The 18,353-nt window shown below is 72.1% G+C and carries 20 protein-coding genes; 3 read left to right on the forward strand and 17 right to left on the reverse strand.

Annotated elements, in window-relative coordinates:
• Positions 1–200: 200 nt before the first annotated feature.
• The 10 genes from pheT to ACFHWY_RS05950 all read right to left on the reverse strand — a co-directional run bounded on the left by pheT (position 201) and on the right by ACFHWY_RS05950 (position 9,251).
• Complete coding sequence (pheT, locus tag ACFHWY_RS05905) at positions 201–2,780, reverse strand: phenylalanine--tRNA ligase subunit beta (RefSeq protein ID WP_416579069.1); 2,580 nt, start codon at positions 2,778–2,780, stop codon at positions 201–203.
• Positions 2,781–2,818: 38 nt separating this feature from the next.
• On the reverse strand, positions 2,819–3,889 hold the full coding sequence (gene pheS, locus ACFHWY_RS05910) for a phenylalanine--tRNA ligase subunit alpha (protein ID WP_416579070.1): 1,071 nt from the start codon (positions 3,887–3,889) through the stop codon (positions 2,819–2,821).
• A gap of 211 nt (positions 3,890–4,100) precedes the next feature.
• The gene (locus ACFHWY_RS05915) at positions 4,101–4,898 is read right to left on the reverse strand and encodes a TrmH family RNA methyltransferase (protein ID WP_416579071.1); all 798 of its coding nucleotides are present in this window, start codon (positions 4,896–4,898) and stop codon (positions 4,101–4,103) included.
• Between the two features lie 69 nt (positions 4,899–4,967).
• Positions 4,968–5,360: a 50S ribosomal protein L20 gene (gene rplT, locus ACFHWY_RS05920; protein WP_088645192.1), complete on the reverse strand. Its 393-nt coding sequence runs from the start codon at positions 5,358–5,360 to the stop codon at positions 4,968–4,970.
• Between the two features lie 32 nt (positions 5,361–5,392).
• Positions 5,393–5,587, reverse strand: coding sequence for a 50S ribosomal protein L35 (gene rpmI / locus ACFHWY_RS05925; RefSeq protein ID WP_416579072.1), 195 nt, complete (start codon positions 5,585–5,587; stop codon positions 5,393–5,395).
• 20 nt (positions 5,588–5,607) lie between these two features.
• Entirely contained in the window at positions 5,608–6,243 is a 636-nt protein-coding gene (gene infC, locus ACFHWY_RS05930; protein ID WP_416579073.1) for a translation initiation factor IF-3, read from the reverse strand.
• A 315-nt stretch (positions 6,244–6,558) separates the two neighbouring features.
• Positions 6,559–7,032: a PH domain-containing protein gene (locus ACFHWY_RS05935; RefSeq protein WP_416579283.1), complete on the reverse strand. Its 474-nt coding sequence runs from the start codon at positions 7,030–7,032 to the stop codon at positions 6,559–6,561.
• A gap of 35 nt (positions 7,033–7,067) precedes the next feature.
• On the reverse strand, positions 7,068–8,096 hold the full coding sequence (locus ACFHWY_RS05940; protein WP_416579074.1) for a DMT family transporter: 1,029 nt from the start codon (positions 8,094–8,096) through the stop codon (positions 7,068–7,070).
• Positions 8,093–8,938, reverse strand: a complete 846-nt coding sequence (gene hisG, locus ACFHWY_RS05945; RefSeq protein WP_416579075.1) for an ATP phosphoribosyltransferase — start codon at positions 8,936–8,938, stop codon at positions 8,093–8,095. The genes ACFHWY_RS05940 and hisG overlap by 4 nt, the downstream gene beginning before the upstream one ends.
• Positions 8,939–8,981: 43 nt before the next feature.
• Entirely contained in the window at positions 8,982–9,251 is a 270-nt protein-coding gene (locus ACFHWY_RS05950; RefSeq protein WP_416579076.1) for a phosphoribosyl-ATP diphosphatase, read from the reverse strand.
• Positions 9,252–9,383: 132 nt separating this feature from the next.
• On the opposite strand from ACFHWY_RS05950, the gene ACFHWY_RS05955 reads away from it, so the two are divergent.
• Genes ACFHWY_RS05955 through ACFHWY_RS05965 form a run of 3 tightly spaced genes read left to right on the forward strand, consistent with a single transcriptional unit; the run spans position 9,384 to position 11,898 of the window.
• Positions 9,384–10,244 (forward strand): ABC transporter substrate-binding protein, encoded by an 861-nt coding sequence (locus ACFHWY_RS05955; RefSeq protein ID WP_416579077.1) that lies wholly within the window; start codon positions 9,384–9,386, stop codon positions 10,242–10,244.
• Positions 10,241–11,086 carry an amino acid ABC transporter permease gene (locus tag ACFHWY_RS05960; RefSeq protein WP_416579078.1) on the forward strand — a complete coding sequence of 282 codons (846 nt, stop codon included), beginning with the start codon at positions 10,241–10,243 and terminating at the stop codon, positions 11,084–11,086. Before ACFHWY_RS05955 ends, ACFHWY_RS05960 begins: the two co-directional genes overlap by 4 nt.
• Positions 11,087–11,088: 2 nt before the next feature.
• Entirely contained in the window at positions 11,089–11,898 is an 810-nt protein-coding gene (locus tag ACFHWY_RS05965) for an amino acid ABC transporter ATP-binding protein (RefSeq protein ID WP_416579079.1), read from the forward strand.
• Positions 11,899–11,979: 81 nt separating this feature from the next.
• On the opposite strand, the gene ribH is transcribed toward ACFHWY_RS05965, so the two are convergent.
• The 7 genes from ribH to rpe all read right to left on the reverse strand — a co-directional run bounded on the left by ribH (position 11,980) and on the right by rpe (position 18,240).
• Positions 11,980–12,480, reverse strand: a complete 501-nt coding sequence (gene ribH / locus ACFHWY_RS05970; RefSeq protein ID WP_416579080.1) for a 6,7-dimethyl-8-ribityllumazine synthase — start codon at positions 12,478–12,480, stop codon at positions 11,980–11,982.
• Positions 12,481–12,484: 4 nt separating this feature from the next.
• Entirely contained in the window at positions 12,485–13,777 is a 1,293-nt protein-coding gene (locus ACFHWY_RS05975) for a bifunctional 3,4-dihydroxy-2-butanone-4-phosphate synthase/GTP cyclohydrolase II (protein ID WP_416579081.1), read from the reverse strand.
• On the reverse strand, positions 13,774–14,475 hold the full coding sequence (pnuC, locus tag ACFHWY_RS05980) for a nicotinamide riboside transporter PnuC (RefSeq protein ID WP_416579082.1): 702 nt from the start codon (positions 14,473–14,475) through the stop codon (positions 13,774–13,776). The genes ACFHWY_RS05975 and pnuC overlap by 4 nt, the downstream gene beginning before the upstream one ends.
• A complete protein-coding gene (locus tag ACFHWY_RS05985) occupies positions 14,472–15,131 on the reverse strand; it encodes a riboflavin synthase (protein WP_416579083.1) in 660 nt (219 codons plus the stop codon). Before ACFHWY_RS05985 ends, pnuC begins: the two co-directional genes overlap by 4 nt.
• Before the next feature lie 2 nt (positions 15,132–15,133).
• Positions 15,134–16,195, reverse strand: a complete 1,062-nt coding sequence (gene ribD, locus ACFHWY_RS05990; protein ID WP_416579084.1) for a bifunctional diaminohydroxyphosphoribosylaminopyrimidine deaminase/5-amino-6-(5-phosphoribosylamino)uracil reductase RibD — start codon at positions 16,193–16,195, stop codon at positions 15,134–15,136.
• Positions 16,196–16,577: 382 nt separating this feature from the next.
• A complete protein-coding gene (locus tag ACFHWY_RS05995; RefSeq protein WP_416579085.1) occupies positions 16,578–17,567 on the reverse strand; it encodes a response regulator in 990 nt (329 codons plus the stop codon).
• Positions 17,560–18,240: a ribulose-phosphate 3-epimerase gene (rpe, locus tag ACFHWY_RS06000; protein ID WP_416579086.1), complete on the reverse strand. Its 681-nt coding sequence runs from the start codon at positions 18,238–18,240 to the stop codon at positions 17,560–17,562. Before rpe ends, ACFHWY_RS05995 begins: the two co-directional genes overlap by 8 nt.
• Positions 18,241–18,353: the final 113 nt, after the last annotated feature.

Below are 18,353 nucleotides of genomic sequence, written 5' to 3' on the forward strand. Positions count from 1 at the left end.
GACGGGCACTCGGAATCCAAGCAGGCTAACCGCTCGGACATGACTCGCGGGTAACCAAACAGCCATCGGTGTTGACCTTTCGGCCAACCCACCACCCCGCGCATCCCGGCATCCCCGACGGCAGTAGAGCGCCGCTGCCGAGATGTTGAAAAGGGGCCCTTCCTGTACGTGAGGCGTCAAGAAGGGCCCCTCCTTACAGCTCAGGCGCCGCGGAGGGTGGCGCCGAAGCGTTCGGCGGCGCGGGCCACGGCGGCGTCACGGGCGGCGACCGCCTCGTCGACGGTCAGCGTCCGGTCCGGTGCCCGGAAGGCGAGCTTGTAGGCCAGTGACTTGCGCCCGGCGCCGAGCTGCTCCGAGGCGTACACGTCGAACAGGCGCACCGACTCCAGCAGCACGCCGGCGCCTTCGGTGAGGGCCTGCCGGACCGCCTCGGCGGGGACGTGGTCGTCCACCACGAGCGCCACGTCGATGAGGGCCGGCGGAAAACCGGAGACCGTGGGCGAGGGCGCCACCGGGGGCACCGGCAGCGCGTCCAGGTCCAGCTCCATCGCGCAGGTACGCCGCGGCAGCTCCAGCGTCGCGACGACCGCCGGGTGCAGCTCGCCGGCGTGCCCGACGACCACCCCGTCGACGAGCAGCTCGGCGCAGCGGCCGGGATGCCAGGGGGCGTACCCGGTGGCCCGCACCTCGATCCGCCAGCCGGGCACCCCGGCGGCGGCGAGGACCGCGCGCCCCGCCTCGACCGCGTCGGCCCAGTTTGCCGCCCGGCCGCCGCCCCACCAGCCGGCCGGCTCGACGTCGCCGGTCAGCACGACGGCGACGTGCCGGGGCTGGTGCGGCACGATCGCGTCGGCGGCGGCGAACTCCGCCTCCGTGGGGCGCCATTCGACACCCATCGCTGGCGGGCTGCCGGCGTCCACACGCGGATGAAAGACCGTGCCGATCTCGTAGAGGGCCAGGTCACGCAGGCCACGGCCGAGGTTGCGCTTGACGATGCCGAGCAGCGGACCGAGCAGCGTGGTGCGCAGCAGCGGCTCCTCCTCCGACAGCGGGTTGGCCAGCCGCACCGCCTGGCGACGCGGGTCGCCCTCGGTCAGGCCGAGTTGGTCGGCGAAGCCGGGCGTCACGAACGGATGCGCGAGAACCTCGACGTGCCCCCGCTCGGCCAGCGAGCGGGACACCGCCCGGTTGCGCCGCTGCTGCCAGGTCAGCCCCCGACCGGGCGGCGCGGTCGGCAGCAGCGAGGGCACGTTGGCGTAACCGTCGAGGCGGGCCACCTCCTCCACCAGGTCGGCCGGGTCACTCAGGTCGGGCCGCCAGGTCGGCGGGGTGACGCTGAGCACCTCGCCGTCCACAGTGGCGACCCCAGCCGCGCCCGGGTCCTCCGCCGACCGGTCGGCGCTCCGGGCGACGGTGCAGCCGACCTGCTCCAGCAGCGCGACCACCCGGGCCGGCGGGTAGTTCACGCCGACCCGCCGGCCGGGCAGGTCGGCCGGCAGGACGATCGGGGTACGCGGCCGGACGTGGTCGAGATCAAGTACCTCCGCGGCGGCGTCGCCGCCCGCGAACCGGGTGAGCAGTGCGACTGCCCGTTCGAGGGCGACCAGCGGCAGGGCCGGGTCCACGCCCCGCTCCCAGCGCTTCGCGGCCTCGCTGAACAGCTTGTGCCTTCGGGCGGTGCGCCCGACCAGCACCGGGTCCCAGTGCGCGGCCTCGAAGAGCACGTCGACGGTGCCGGCCACCACCTCGCTGGTCTCGCCGCCCATCACGGCGGCGAGCGAGATCGGCACGCCGGCACCCTCGCCGGCGAGCGGGTTCGGCAGCCCGACGTCGCAGATGACCATGTCCTCCGGGGCGAGTGCCCGGGTCACCCCGTCGAGGGTGGTCAGCTTCTCGCCCGGCTCGGCCCGCCGGACCACCAGCGGGCCGGCGATCCGGTCGGCGTCGAAGGCGTGCATCGGCTGGCCGAGTTCGAGCATCACGTAGTTGGTGATGTCGACGGGCAGCGAGATGCTGCGGATGCCGGCGACGGTGAGCCGCTGCCGCATCCAGGTCGGCGTCTGCGCCGTCGGGTCGACGCCGCGCACCAGCCTGGCCGCGAACCGGTCGCAGCCGAGGGTGTCGCGCACCTGCACCGGAAACGCCGGCTCGGCGGTACCGGCGGTCGCCGGGTTGCGGCCCGGGTCCCGGAAGTCGACCCCGAGGGCCTGCGCCAGCTCGCGGGCGAGCCCGCGCAGCGACATCTGGTAGCCCCGGTCCGGGGTGATCTCCACCTCGACGACGATGTCGTCGAGTCCGACCACCGGCCGGGCGTCGTCGCCGGGTTTGGCCGGGGTGTCCGCCGGCAGCACGACGATGCCGGCGTGGTCGTCGCCCAGGCCCAGTTCCCCGGCGGAGCAGATCATGCCGTTGGAGTTGCGCCCGTACGTCCTTCGCGCGCCGATGGCGAAGCCACCCGGCAGCACGCCGCCGGGCAGGATCACCGCGACCAGGTCATCAGGCGCGAAGTTGCGCGCCCCGCAGACGATCTCCTGCGGCTCGCCGGTGCCGTTGGCGGCGCCGACGTCCACCCGGCAGAACCGGATCGGCTTCTTGAAGCCGGTCAACTCCTCGACTTCCAGCACCTCGCCGACCACCAACTGCCCGGTCACCGTGGCAGCCAGGTCCGCGATGGACTCGACCTCGATACCGAGGTCGATCAGGGTCTGCTCCAACTCACCGACGGGCAGGTCGGCTGGGATGTCCACGTACTCCCGCAGCCAACTGACAGAAACTCGCATGACTCGTAACCACCGTCTCCGTGACTCGTACCCGTCGCCTAAACCCCGGCCCCGAACGCGCGGGTGAACCGCACGTCGCCCTCGGCCATGTCCCGCATGTCGCTGACCCCGTGCCGGAACATCACCGTCCGGTCGATACCCATGCCGAACGCGAAGCCGGAGTAGACCTCCGGGTCGATGCCGCAGGCGCGCAGCACCCGCGGGTTGACCATGCCGCAGCCGCCCCACTCCACCCAGCGTGGGCCGTCACGGTGCTCGGGAAACCAGATGTCGAACTCGGCCGACGGCTCGGTGAACGGGAAGTAGTGAGGCCGGAAGCGGGTCTTCGCGTCCGGCCCGAACATCGCCCGGGCAAAGTGGTCCAGCGTACCGCGCAGATGGGCCATCGTGATACCGCGGTCCACCACCAGACCCTCCACCTGGTGGAAGACCGGCGCGTGAGTGGCGTCCAGTTCGTCGGTGCGGTAGACCCGCCCCGGGGCGATCACGTAGATCGGCGGCTTCCGGCTCAGCATCGTGCGCGCCTGCACCGGCGAGGTGTGGGTACGCAGCACCAGGCCGGACGCCTCGGCCGGTGCGATGTGGAAGGTGTCCATCAGCCCACGGGCCGGGTGGTCGGCGGGGATGTTCAGCGCGTCGAAGTTGGTCCACTCCAGTTCGACCTCGGGCCCCTCGGCCACCTCGTAGCCCATGCCGACGAAGAGGTCGCTGACCTGCTCCATCAGCACGGAGATCGGGTGCCGGGAGCCGCGTGGCCGGCGGTCGTAGGGCAGCGTCACGTCGACGCCCTCACTGCCCAGCACCCGCTCGGCCTGCTCCCGTTCCAGCACTTCGGCTCGGGCGGCGTACACCTGCTCGATGGCACGGCGGGCCTCGTTGACCCGCTTGCCGGCGTCGGCCTTGGCGGCCGGCGGCAGCGCCCCGATCTCCCGGCGGGCCAGCGAGATCGGGGCCCGGTCGCCGAGGTGCGCCGGGCGCACCTCGGCCAGCGCGTCGGGGTCACCGGCGGCGGCGAACGCCTGCTCGGCCTCGGTCACGGCCTCGGCCAGTGCGGCCGGGTCGAGCAGGGCGACCTGCTTGGGGTCGTACGGATCGTTGCGGTAACTCATGGCGTACGGGCACTCCTCACGGCGGCGCCGGCCTCACGGGCGGCGAAGCGAGTCTACGGACGCGCGGCTTTGCCGCAGCCCGCCGGTAGGAGTCGTGTGGGGAGCAGGTCAGATCCGCCGCCCGCCGACACCGGCGGGCTGGCTAAACGAACGCTGTGGCGCGTTCACCATGTGGGGCTGCTCTCCTTGTCGCGGTGCGCGTGACCTTCGGTCAGCGCTGTGCTCTCGCCGAAGCGTACAGGCAGACCGCCGCTGCCGCAGCCAGGTTCAGGCTCTCGGCCCGCCCGTGCAGCGGCACCCGAACCCGGGCGTCGGCGGCTCCGGCAAGCTCCTCGGGAAGTCCGTGCGCCTCGGAACCGAACAGCCAGGCGGTGGGTGTCCGGAGCCGACCGTCGTCGGCCAGTTCGTCCAGATCGTCCTCGCCCTGGCCGGTGGCGGCGAACACGGCGAGCCCGGCGGCCCGCGCCGCGGCGAGCACCCCGGCCGGGTCGCGCTCCCGCACCACGTCCAGGTGGAAGAGGCTGCCGGCGGAGGAGCGGACGCACTTGCCGTTGTACGGGTCGACCGCCTCCCCGGCGAAGATCACGGCGCCGGCGCCGGCCGCGTCGGCGGTGCGCAGCACCGTGCCGGCGTTGCCCGGATCACGGATGCCGGCCAGCACGGCGACCAGCCGCGGAGGGTTCACCAACGCGGCCTCCAGGGACACGTCGAGGTGCCGGCAGACGGCGACCAGCCCCTGCGGGGCGACGGTCTCTGCGAGCGCCGCGAGGGCGTCGTCGGTCATCTCGGAGACCGGTACGTCGGCACCGGCGGCGGCTGCCGCCAGGTCGGCGTACCCGTCGAGGGCGGCGGGGGTGCCGAACAGCTCCACGACGGTGCGCGGCCGGCCCAGCGCCTCCCGGACCGCCTGCGGCCCCTCGGCCAGGAAGCGCCCGGTGGCGTCGCGCTCGCGGCGACGCTGGAGTCGACGCGCGGCGACCACCCTGGGCGTGCGCGGTGTGAAGGGCATGGTGTCCTCACCACACGCGCGCGAGGCGTCCCTCGTCACCGAGGGACGCCTCGCTGCGCTGTGCGGGGATCAGGCGGCCTGGGCCGCCGCGCCGCCGGTGCCCTCGGCCGCCACCGCGGCCCGGGCCAGCTCGACGATCGCCGCGAACGCGGCGGCGTCGTGGACGGCCAGGTCGGCCAGGATCTTGCGGTCGACCTCGATGCCGGCCAGCCGTAGGCCCTGGATCAGACGGTTGTAGGTCATCCCGTTGGCACGGGCACCCGCGTTGATCCGCTGGATCCACAGCTGCCGGAAGTCGCCCTTGCGGTCGCGACGGTCCCGGTAGGCGTACTGCATCGAGTGCAGCACCTGCTCCTTGGCCTTGCGGTACAGCCGGGAGCGCTGACCGCGGTACCCACTCGCGGTCTCCAGCAGGGTACGGCGCTTCTTCTGGGCGTTCACAGCCCGCTTGACGCGTGCCATCTCGACTCCTTCTTGGGCTCAGGTGGCGCGCGTCAGCGGCCGAGCAGCTTCTTGAGGCGCTTGACGTCGGACTTGGCGGCCTCGACCACGCCCGTCAGCCGGCGGGTGCGGGTGGACGACTTCTTCTCCAGGTTGTGCCGCAGACCGGCCTGCTGCTTCATGATCTTGCCTTTGCCGGTCACGCGGACCCGCTTGCCCGTCCCCGTGTGGCTCTTCATCTTCGGCATGTGGAACGTCTTCTCCCCTGTTACCCGTCGCTGTTGTCGGCGACGGTGCCGGCCTCACCGGCTGCTGCGGTCTCGCCGGCCTCCGGGCCGGCGGAGTCCTCCGCGGCCCGGTCCCGGGGCGCTCCGCCCCGGGAGGCGACCGCGGCGACCGCGGCGGCCTTGGTGGCGCGGTGCGGCGCGAGCACCATGATCATGTTTCGACCGTCCTGCTTCGGAGCGGCCTCGACGTACCCCAGCTCCGAGATCTCCGACTCGAGCCGACGCAGGAGCCGGTAGCCCAGCTCCGGGCGGCTCTGCTCGCGACCGCGGAACATGATCGTCACCTTGACCTTGTCGCCGGCCTTGAGGAACCGCACCACGTGACCCTTCTTGGTCTCGTAGTCGTGCGGATCGATCTTCGGCCGGAGCTTCATCTCCTTGATGACGGTCTGCTGCTGGTTACGCCGCGCTTCGCGCGCCTTCAGTGCGCTCTCGTACTTGAACTTGCCGAAGTCCATGAGCTTGCACACCGGCGGGCGCGCCATCGGCGCAACCTCGACCAGGTCCAGGTCGACGTCCGCGGCCAGCTGAAGGGCGCGCTCCAGCGGGACGATGCCCACCTGCTCACCCTCGGGGCCGACCAGTCGGACCTCACGTGCCCGGATCTGCTCGTTCACGCGTGGTTCGACGCTGATGGGGCCTCCTCGAGTCGGATCTTAAAAGGTGGCCGACCCGCGGCTCCCCGGTGGGAACCGATCCGGAAAACAGAAGGCCCCGGCGCATGCCAGGGCCCGCTCGACCGGTCGGCACGATCACAGGATCGCGCATCCGGAACCGGGATGTGCCCGGAACCGGGGACCGGACCCGGACGCCGGGAGGGCGACTCGGGTGGGAGCAGGCGCTCCGCTTTCGTGGCCACCCGCAGATGCGGACAGCCTGGTCGACGCCACCACACTACACCGTCAGCGACTGACCTCTCGAACCGGGCACACTCAGCGGCCGGCGACCCGCTCGGCGAGTGCGGCCAGGTGAGCCTGGTGCAGACGGCGTAAGGTGCGCACCCCGTCGACAGCGAGTTGCTTGTCGGCGGCCTGGAGCGCGACCATCGGCAGCAGGTCGTCGTCGTACAGCTCCAGTGCCGCCCACGGTGCACCACGGTCGAACCGGATCCCCCGGACGACCTCCCAGGGCAACTCGTACGAGCCGACGATGTTGCGGACCCGGACGCCCCGCGCGTCCGCCACCACCCGGGGACGGGTGAAGAGCAGGGTGGCGAGGGCGAAGATCACCCCGAGCCCGATCATGGCGACCTGGTCGCCGCGCTGGAAGGTGCCGTAGCCGTTGCCGGTGGGACCGGTCAGCGTGGTGGCGATCACGGTGAACAGAACCACCAGCGCGATCGCCGAGCCCCAGCAGACCAGCCGGATGCGCCGGGGCCGCAGGCGGATCACCTCGCTCTCGCCCATGCCGGCACTTCGCTTCGGTCCACCCCGCCCCTCGCTCATGGCACCAGTTTGCCACCCGGTGCCGGCGAGCCGTCCGGCGCCACACTGGCCGGTACATCAGCACCGGCCCCAGCGGTCCGTTCGGCCGGGACACCAGCCGCCGTGACCGCCACCGACAACCGTGGGTTACGGCCGGCGACCAGCACCGCGAGCAGCGTGAGCAGCGCACCTGCCAGCACCGGCCATCGGACAGTGGGGTTGTCCGGCAGCAGCACGTCCAGTACGAGGGCACCGATGAGCTGCCCGCCGACCAGGGCAAGGCCGGTGCGCAGCACCCCGGCCGCGCGTACCCCCATCACCAGGCTGGCCACGATGCCAACGCCGAGCAGCCCGCCAGTGTAGAGGTGCCAGCCAGCCGGCCAGCTCACCGGCGGGCCGGTGAACGCGCCAGCCAGTGCCGCGACGAGCAGCACCAGCGGCGTACTGACGGCGAAGTTGACCGCGACCCCGGCGGCGGCCGAGCCGGCGGCGGAGATCCGGCCGTTGAGCGCGGCCTGCAACGCGACCCCGACCCCGCCGGCCGCCGCCAGCAGGAGCACGCCGACGGCCAGGTCACCGACCGGTCGGCCGGTCTGGGACAGGGCAACCGCGGCCACCCCCAGCAGCGCGCCGGCGACCCGGGGCGTGTTGAGCGGCAGGCGGCCCACCGGGGCGAGTCCGGCCCGGTCAGACGCCAGCCCGCCGAGGCTTCCGCCGGCGACCTGAGCGATGGTGAACACCGCGACCCCCAGCACCGGGACGGCGTAGGCACCGAGCAGCACGATGGCGGCGCCACCCACCCCGCCCAGGTACGACCACCAGGGCAACCGGGCCCGGCGCAGCGCGCCGAACCCGGTCCGCATCGACGGCAGCACCAGCAGACCGACCAGGACCAGCAGGGTACCGCCGAGGTTGTTCACCACCGCACCCAAGGGGGCGCTGCCGACCTGCTGCCCGAGTTCGGCGTTGACCACACCCTGGGCCGACGAGGCGGTACCGCCGAGAGTGACCAGGGCGAGTGCCGGCGCTGCCGGCCGCAGCCTCACAGCCGGCAGGCGTGAATGTTGGTGACCAGGATCGCCCGGGCGCCAAGCTCGTACAGTTCGTCCATGATCTGGTGCACGTCGTCGCGGAGCACCATGGCCTGCACCGCCACCCAGCCCTCGCGGTGCAGCGGGGAGACGGTGGGCGACTCGATGCCCGGGGTGAACGAGCTGGCCTGCTCCAGCAGCCCGGCCGGCACGTCGTAGGTGAGCATCACGTAGCGGCGGGCCACCAGCACCCCGTGCAGCCGGCGCAGCAGCTGTTCGGCCTGTGCGTGCGACGCGGCGCCCACGCGACGCACCAGTACCGCCGAGGAGCGCAGCAGCGGCTCACCGAAGACCACCAGACCGGCCTGGCGCAGCGTGGCCCCGGTCTCGACCACGTCCGCGACCACGTCGGCGACGCCGAGGCGGATGGCGTTCTCCACGGCGCCGTCGAGGCGGATCACGTCCGCCTTGACGCCCAGCTCGGCGAGGTGACGCTCGACCAGCCCCGGGTACGCGGTGGCGATCCGGTGCCCGCCCAACTCCCGTACGTCGTCGACATCGGCGGGCCGGGCGGCGAAGCGGAAGGTGGCCCGCCCGAAGTTCAGGTCGATCACCGCCTCGGCCGGTGCGCCGGAGTCGATCAGCAGGTCGCGGCCGGTGATGCCGACGTCCAGGTCACCGGAGCCGACGTAGGTGGCGATGTCCTTCGGCCGCAGGTAGAAGAACTCGATGTCGTTGGGCTCGTCCCGGCAGACCAGATCCTTGGGGTCGGTGCGCTGGCGGTAGCCCGCCTCGCGCAGCATTTCGGCGGCCGATGAGGCCAGGGTGCCCTTGTTGGGTACGGCGACACGCAGCATGACGGAGTGCTCCTTCGATCGGGATCGGGTCGACGGCGGGCACTCACAGATGTCGGTAGACGTCCTTCAGTTCGAGCCCGCTGGCCAGCATCAGCACCTGGACCTGGTAGAGCAGCTGGGAGATCTCCTCGGCGGTGCGTTCCGGTCCCTCGTGCTCGGCGGCCATCCACGACTCGGCCGCCTCCTCGACGACCTTCTTGCCGATGAAGTGCACGCCCCTCTCCAGAGCGGCGACCGTACCCGAGCCGGGGGTGCCGGCGGCGGCCTTGGCCTGCAGCTCCGCGAACAACTCCTCGAACGTCTTCACGGACACGGATTCTCGCAGTCGCCCCTCGTCGCCGCGAGCACCGGGTCGGTGGTGCCCGGTGGACGGGACCCGCGTTCCCTACCGAGACGGTGGGACAGCTCTTCGAGCCTCGCCTATGTTGGTCGTACGCTGTCGGCCATGGTCAGCACCCCACGCACCCTCATGCGCGCCACGGCCGGCGCGGTCCTGCTCGCGGTCACCGCCTGCACGCCGCAGGCCGGGCCCGCGCCCATGCCCGCCGTCTCGGCGGCGTGCGCCAAGGAGAGCCTGCCCACCCGGACGCCGGGCAAGCTCACCATCGCCACCGACGAGCCGGCCTACCAGCCCTGGTTCGTCGACGACAAGCCCGACAACGGCGAAGGCTTCGAGTCCGCCGTGGCCTACGCGGTGGCCGCGAATCTCGGCTACGCCCGCGACGACGTCACCTGGACCCGGGTGAGATTCGACGCCGCCATCGCGCCCGGGCCGAAGGACTTCGACTTCGACATCAACCAGTTCTCCATCACCGAGGAGCGCAAACAGGCGGCGGACTTCTCCGCCCCGTACTACCTGGTACGGCAGTCGGTGATCGCACTGAAAACCTCCAAGATCGTTGGCAGGAGTTCGCTGGCCGACCTGCGCGGCGCCAAGCTCGGCGCCCAGGTCGGGACGACCAGTTACCAGGCAATCACCGACCTGGTGCAGCCGACGGCCGAGCCGCAGGTGTACAACAGCAACGACGATGCCAAGAATGCGCTACAGAACGGGCAGATCGACGGGCTGGTCGTCGACCTGCCCACCGCGTTCCACATCACCGGCGCGGAGATCGACGACGCGGTGATCGTCGGGCAGCTGCCCCAGGTCGGCACGCCGGAGGCGTTCGGACTGCTGCTGGACAAGGACTCCCCACTCACCGGCTGTGTCAGCTACGCGGTCGGCCAGCTCGCCACCGACGGCGTACTCAAGCAGTTGGAGCAGCAGTGGCTGGCCCAGGTGGCGGGAGCACCCGAACTCAGTTGAACACCGTGCTGCACGACCCCTCACCGGCCCAGCGGACCCGGGACGCGTACCGCCGCCGGCAGACCGTACTCAGCGTGCTGATCGCCGCCGCTTCCACCGCGGCGGTCGGCACGCTGCTGGCGGTCGCGGTGACCGGCGCACCGGGCTGGGACCGGGTACGCGCCTCGTTTCTCGACCCGGAGATCGCCCGGGACGCGCTGCCCCGGGTGCTCTCCGGACTCTGGCTCAACGTCCGGCTGCTGGCCTGCTGCGCGATCGGTGCCCTGCTGCTGGGACTGCTGATCGCGATCCTGCGGACCCTACGCGGGCCGGTCCTCTTCCCGATCCGGGCGCTGGCGGCCGGCTACACGTACACCTTCCGTGGCCTGCCGCTGATCATCGTGCTCTACCTGCTCACCTTCGGCGTCCCCGGGCTGCGGCTGCAGGGCACCCCGTCGGTGCTGGTGCTGGGCGGGCTGGCGCTGATCCTCACCTACGCCGGCTACCTGGCCGAGGTGTTCCGCGCCGGCATCGAGTCGGTGCACCCGAGCCAGCTCGCGGCGGCCCGGTCGCTGGGGCTCACCCGCCAGCAGACGATGCGGCACGTGGTGCTGCCGCAGGCCGTGCGCCGGGTGGCGCCACCGCTGCTCAACGACGTGGTGGCGTTGCAGAAGGACGTCGGCCTGGTGTCGCTGGCCGGCCCCATCGACGCGGTGCGGGCCGCGCAGATCACCAGCGCCCAGACGTTCAACTACACGCCGTACATCGTGGCCGGGGTGCTCTTTGTGCTGCTCGCCATCCCGTTGATCGCCGTCACCGACCAGGTCACCCTGCGGGCGGCCCGTCGCCAGTCCGGAGGCTGACCATGGACGTGCAGCCGACCTCCGCCCCAGGGCCGACCCCGCGCGTGGGCCGGGACCCGGGGCGGGCGGCGGAAGTGCTGCGGTGCCGGGGCCTACGCAAGGAGTTCGGCGGGCAGGTCGTCCTCGACAGACTCGACCTGACCGTGACCGAGCACCAGGTGGTGGCGCTGATCGGAGCGTCCGGATCCGGCAAGTCGACCCTGCTGCGCTGCGTAAACCTGTTGGAGGAGCTGCACGACGGGACGATCGAGCTGGACGGCGAGGAAATCTCCGCCCCGGGCACCGACCCCGACAGGGTACGCCGCCGCATCGGGATGGTCTTCCAGTCGTACAACCTCTTTCCACACCTTAGTGTGCTGGACAACGTCACCCTCGCGCCGCGCCGGGTGCACCGCCGTTCCCGCGCCGAGGCCGAGGCGCGGGCCCGGGAGCTACTGGACCGGGTGGGGCTGGCGGGGAAGGCCGACGCCTACCCGGACCGGCTCTCCGGCGGCCAGCAGCAGCGGGTGGCGATCGTCCGGGCGCTGGCCAACTCGCCCCGGCTGCTGCTGCTCGACGAGGTCACCTCGGCGCTGGACCCGGAGCTGGTCGGCGAGGTGCTGACCATGATCCGCGATCTCAAGGCGGAGGGGATGACGATGGTCCTGGCCACCCACGAGATGGGCTTCGCCCGCGAGGTCGCCGACCAGGTCTGCTTCCTCGACGCCGGCCGGGTCATCGAGTCCGGACCACCGGCCCAGCTCCTCACCCGCCCCACCCACCCCCGCACCCGCCAGTTCCTCGCCCGCCTGATCGAAGCCGGCCGCCTCTGATTTGAGGCCCGTCGACCAGAAGTTCCGGTCGCCGCGCCGGTTGACTCCGACACAAACCTGATCAACAAGGGAGGGCGTGGGTCAGTGACCGAAGCCGACGCGTTGGTTGGCGGAATTCGTGACCTGGCGGATCGACAGGGCGGCGTCGAGGGCCGCCACCGTCGACGCCCAGCCCTTGTCCTCGGCGGAGTCGGGCAGGCCGGCGCGGTCGCGGGCCTGCTCGATCGTGTTCACGGTGAGTACCCCGTGCGCGACCGGCTTGCCCTCGTCCAGCGCGATGCGGGTCAGCCCGTCGGTGACCGAACGGCAGACGTAGTCGAAGTGCGCGGTGGTGCCGCGCACCACCACACCGAGGGCTACCACCACGTCGCAGCGCCTGGCCAGGGCCTGGGCCACCACCGGCAGCTCCACCGAGCCGGCCACCCGAGCCACCACCGCCCGCGCGCCGCACGCCTGGGCGGCGGCCACCGCCCGGTCGAGCATGTGGTCGGTCAGCTCACCGTGCCACCGCGCGGCGACCACGCCCACGGTCAGCCCGGAGGCGTCGACCGGGGTCGAACCCGGCTCACCGAAACCCGCCATTCTCCTACACTCCAATCTCTGCGCCGGGGACCGTCCGGCCCATCGGGGCTTCGGCCACCTCGTCCAACTGGTCGAGCAGATGTCCCAGCCGGTCCCGCTTGGTACGCAGGTAACGGACATTCTCCGGGTGCGGGCGCACCGGCATGCCCTCCCGCCCGGTGACGGTCAGCCCGTAGCCCTCCAGCCCGGCGCGCTTGGCCGGGTTGTTGGTCAACAGCCGCATCGAGCGCACCCCGAGGTCGTAGAGGATCTGGGCGCCGGTGCCGTAGTCACGCGCGTCAGCCGGCAGGCCGAGGTCGAGGTTCGCGTCCACCGTGTCGCGGCCCTGGTCCTGCAACTGGTACGCCTGAAGCTTGTGCAGCAGCCCGATGCCGCGACCCTCATGGCCGCGCACGTAGAGCACCACGCCCCGGCCCTCCCGCGCCACCCGGCCCAGCGCCGCGTTGAGCTGCGTGCCGCAGTCACAGCGCACCGAGGCGAACACGTCGCCGGTCAGGCACTCGGAGTGCACCCGGACCAGCACGTCCCGGCCGTCACCGATCTCGCCCATCACCAGGGCGACGTGCTCTGCCGAGTCGTCCTCGCTGCGGTAGCCCAGCGCCCGGAACACCCCGTGCTCGGTGGGCATCCGGGCATCTGCGACCAACTCGACCTGCTTCTCGGTACGGCGCCGGTACGCGATCAGGTCGGCGATGGTGACCAGGGCCAGCGAATGCTCGGCGCAGAACCTCTCCAGGTCCGGCAGCCGCATCATGGTGCCGTCGTCGTTGACCATCTCGCAGAGCACCCCGGCAGGACGTAGACCGGCCAGCCGGGTCAGGTCGACGGCCGCCTCGGTGTGCCCGGGTCGTCTCAGCACACCACCCGGGCGGGCCCGCAGCGGCACGACGTGTCCGGGCCGGGCGAGGTCCGCCGGCCCGGTCCGCGGGTCGGCGAGCAGCCGGATGGTGTGTGCCCGATCGGCCGCGGAGATGCCGGTTGCCACCCCTTCCCGGGCGTCGACGGTCACCGTGTACGCGGTCTGCCGTCGGTCCTGGTTGGTGTGGTGCATGGGCGGCAGGTCGAGCCGGTCGCACTCGCTCTCGGTGAGCGGAACGCAGATGAAGCCCGAGGTGTACCGGACGGTGAAGGCCAGCAGTTGCGGGGTGGCCAGCTCGGCGGCGAAGATCAGGTCGCCTTCGTTCTCCCGGTCGGCGTCGTCCACCACCACCACCGGCCGGCCCGCGGCGATGTCCGCCAGGGCCTGCGCGATGTCGGCGAAGACGGCCGGCCCGTTCTGCTCGCTGTGCTCGGTCATGCGGTGGCCTCCGAGTAGGTCGACGGGATCGGGGTCAGGTCCGGTCGGATGGCCCGCGAGGCGCGCCACCAACTGGCGAGGCCCCAGACGCAGAACGCGCCGTAGAGCAGGTACATGGCCGCCGACGGGTAGAAGCCGCCACGCAGCAACAGCGGGACGCCGACGGCGTCGACCGCGATCCAGATCAGCCAGAAGTCCACCCAGCCACGAGCCATCCCGTACGTGGCCAGCAGGCTGCCGACGAGGATCCAGGCGTCGGGCAGCGGCCCCCAGGAACCGAGCGCGGCCAGCACCGGGTACGCCAGGGCGGTGCCCACCACCGCGGCGGCGAGCAGCCCGAGCCGCTCCGCCCCGGTGGCCCACCGGGGCGCGACCGCCGCCCCGCCGGCAGCGGTGCCGAGCCGGCGGGTACGCGTCCAACGCCACCACCCGTAGAGGCTGACGCCGAAGAAGAAGACCTGCCGGCCGGCCTGGCCGTACAGGTCGTGCGCCTGCGGAGTGGCGAACGCCCCGCCGAGGAAGACGGTGAGCAGCAGCGCGTTGCCGACCATGCCGACCGGCCAGGCCCAGACCAGCCGGCGCAGTCCGAGCAGCGCCGAGCCGAGCCCGAAGACGTTGCCGACGACCTCCCGGACCAGCACCGGCGAGCCGGCCACCTGGATCTCGGCGGTGAGCAGCCAGCCGAGTGCGCCGGTCACGACACCACCGACCCGGGCACACCGACGCCGGGCAAATTCACCGGCGGCCCGGCGTCGTCGGCCGCCCGGACACCGAGCAGCCGCTCGACGTACTTGGCCAGCACGTCCACCTCCAGATTGACCGGGTCGCCCGGCGATCGGACGCCGAGCGTGGTCAGCGTCAGGGTGGTGGGGATCAGACCCACGGCGAACCGGTCGGCACCGACCTCGGCCACCGTCAGCGAGACCCCGTCGACGGTGATCGAGCCCTTCTCCACCACGTACCGGGACAGGGCGGCGGGCAGCCGGAACCGGATCGTCTCCCACCGCTGCGCCGGCTCACGGGAAAGCACCTCGCCCACGCCGTCGACGTGCCCCTGCACCAGGTGCCCGCCGAGGCGGCTGCCCAGCGCTGCGGCGCGCTCCAGGTTGACCGGGTCGCCGGCGCGCAACGCGCCCAGCGTCGAACGGCGCGACGTCTCGCCCATCACGTCGGCGGTGAACACCCCGCCGTCGACCTCGACGACGGTCAGGCAGACCCCGTTGACCGCGATCGAGTCGCCGTGCCGCGCGTCGGAGGCGACCAGCGGGCCGCGGACCGCCACCAGGGCGGAGTCCTGCGCCGTCGGGGTCACCTCGACGACCTCGCCCATCTCCTCGACGATGCCGGTGAACATGCCTAGCCCTCCCTCTTTCGGGGCAGCGCGGTGATCCGCAGGTCGGGACCGACCTGCGTAACGTCGGTTGTCTCCAGATCGATGGCCTCGGCGATGGTGGTCACACCGGCGTCGGCGAGCGCCGCCGGCCCGGCGCCGAGCAGCCGGGGGGCGAGGTAGCCGACTACCCGGTCGACCAGGCCGGCCGCGAGAAAAGCGCCGGCGAGCCGCGGGCCGCCCTCCAGCAGCACGGCCCGAACGCCCCGGCCGTGCAGCGCCGCCAGGAACGCGGGCAGGTCGACACCGCCGTCCGGGCCGGCACCCACCTCGGCGGCGGTAGCCACCCAGGTACCGGCGGCGCCGTCGCGGACCCGGGCACGGGCCGGGGTACGCCCCGCCGAGTCGACCACCACCCGTAGCGGCTGCCGGATGGCCAGGCTGCCGTCGCGCAGGTTCCGCACGGTGAGCCGGGGGTCGTCGGCGAGTACGGTGCCCACGCCGACAACCACCGCGTCGACGGTCGAGCGCAATGCGTGCACGTCCATCCGGGCAGCCTCGGAGGTGATCCACATGCTGGTGCCGTCAGCTGCGGCGGAGCGGCCGTCCAGGGTCGCCGCGTACTTCCAGATGACGTACGGCCAGCCCCGGCGCGTTGCGGTCAACCAGGCCACGTTGCCGCTCGCCGCCTCGGTGCCGCGTACCCCCAGATCGACCCGGAGGCCGGCGGCCCGCAACGTCGCGGCACCACCGCTGGCGACCGGGTTGGGGTCGGGCACCGCGATGACGACCCGCAGCACCCCGGCCTGCACCAACGCGGTGCTGCAGGGGCCGGTGCGGCCGGTGTGGTCGCAGGGTTCCAGAGTGACGACCGCGGTGCCGCCCTTCGCCCGCTGGCCGGCCTGGGCCAGCGCGACGATCTCGGCGTGCGGTCCGCCGGCGTAGGCGTGGAAGCCCTCGCCGACCACCTCGCCGTCGATGTCCAGCAGCACACAGCCGACGACCGGATTGGGGCTGGTGGTGCCGAGTCCACGCGCCGCGAGCTCGATCGCGCGACGCATCGCCTCGTCCACGGAGACGCTCGTCATCGCCTGCCCCTGCCCTCTCGCTGGTACGCGCGGGCGGAGAGATCGGCCTGGTGGCCGCGGGCAGGCAGCGGAAATCCGGGTACGGCACGGCCGCCCCGGACGGGAGCGAGGGCACGCCGGAAGCCCGGCGAGCACATGCACCCTTCCGTCCCGCGCGCTGTCTCCCATCCGGACTGTCTGGGCGCGGACGAGCCGCCCCCAACCGTCGGCCCCGGATTCTCACCAGGTCCACCGGGCGGACGAACCGCTCCCGGGTCGCGGGCTTACCACGGTCGGACCGTGGATCACCGCCGGTTCGGAATTTCACCGAGTCCCGCCAGCGCGTGGTGGGTACTGAGCAAAGTCTTACACGGTCGACGGGGTCTCGGGCTACCCGCGCGAGCTACTTCACATGTCGGTAACCGTGGTCGCCGACGCCGCGGCGGCGGTCAATCGCCACGTACGAGCCGGGTTGGCTCTTGGCCACGGTCTTCATCTCGGAGGCGACGGTCATCGCCTCCAGCGGGTTGGTGAGGCGCTTCTCGGCGTCCGAGACGGTGACGCCGATGGAGAGGGTGACCAGCGCGGCCCGGCGGATGTTGCCCCGCCGGTCCTTCAGCTCCACGTAGCCGCGCTCCCGGTCGGTGGCATCGTAGAGCGCGTCCGCGGCCCTCTCGAAGTCCGCCGACACCCGGGAGGTGAGCGGCACGACCTGCTCGGGCGTGCAGACGAAGACGAAGTCGTCGCCGCCGACGTGACCGAGGAACGCCGGCGGCAGCGCCACCGATATCACCGCCCGGTGCAGGCAGCGGGCCAGTGCGGAGATGTAGTCGTCGCCGCGGGAGAACCCGTACCGGTCGTTGACGCTCTTGAACCGGTCGATGTCGATGTACCCGACGGCGTAGTCGGCGCCGCCCCGGATCCGGTCGGCGATCTCCCGGCGGATCCGGCTGTTGCCCGGCAGGCCGGTCAACGGAGAGACCTCGCGGAATTCCTTGTTGCGCCGCAGCGTGGAGCTGACCCGGGCCACCAGCTCTGCCGTGTCGAACGGCTTGACCAGGTAGTCGTCGGCGCCGGCGCTGAGCCCGTGGACCTTGTCCACGGTCATCCCCTTCGCGGTCAACATGATCACCGGCAGGGCCGCGGTCATCGGGTCGGCGCGTAGCCGCCGGGTCAGTTCCAGCCCGTCCACCCGCGGCATCATCAGGTCGACCACGGCCAGGTCGGGCCGCTCCCGCTCGATCAGTTCGAGGGCCTGCTGGCCGTCGGCGGCGAGGATCACGTCGAACCCCTGCAGTCGCAGGTTGAACTCGACGAACCGGGCGATGTCCTCGTCGTCGTCGACGACGAGGATCACGTCCCTACGGTCGTCGGCGGACTCCCCCTCAGGCATCCGGAGCCGCGCGCTCCGCCAGACCACGGAGCCGGTGTACCGCCTCGGCCGGATCGTCGGCGCCGTAGACGGCGGTGCCCGCGACGAACGCGTCGACACCCGCCGCGGCGGCCTGCTCGATGGTGTCGGCGGCGATCCCGCCGTCCACCTCGATCCGCAGGTCGAGGTGGCCGGCGGCGACGTGCTGTCGGACGGCGCGGACCTTGTCCAACATCTGCGGGATGAACCGCTGACCGCCGAACCCGGCCTTGATGGTCATGATCAGCAGCGTGTCGAAGCTCGGCAGCAGGTCGAGGTACGGCTCGATCGGGGTGTCCCGGTCGATCGCCAGCCCCGCCCTGGCGCCCGCCGCCCGTAGGTCCCTGGCCAGCGCCACCGGATCGTCGCACGCCTCGGCGTGGAAGGTGACGTTGTACGCCCCCGCGTCCGCGTAGCCGGGTGCCCAGCGCTTCGGATCCATGATCATCAGATGGACGTCGAAGGGCAGCTTCGTGGCGGCCCGCAGGCTCTGCACCACGGGCAGCCCGATGGTCAGGTTCGGTACGAAGTGGTTGTCCATGACATCGACGTGCAACCAGTCCGCGGCATCCTCGACGGCACGGACTTCTTCGGCAAGACGGGAGAAATCGGCGGCGAGGATGCTGGGCGCGATGATCGGCGGCGGTACGGTCACAGGGCCAGTGTACGAACGCGGCCACCGACCGTGGCAACGCGCCGCCATCCGGACACCCCGTGACCCGAAGGTGACCAATGGTGCAGAATCAGCCCGCCCGGATCGGTGGAACT

Source organism: Micromonospora sp. LOL_024 (assembly GCF_048060415.1).
Taxonomy (GTDB): Bacteria; Actinomycetota; Actinomycetes; order Mycobacteriales; family Micromonosporaceae; genus Micromonospora.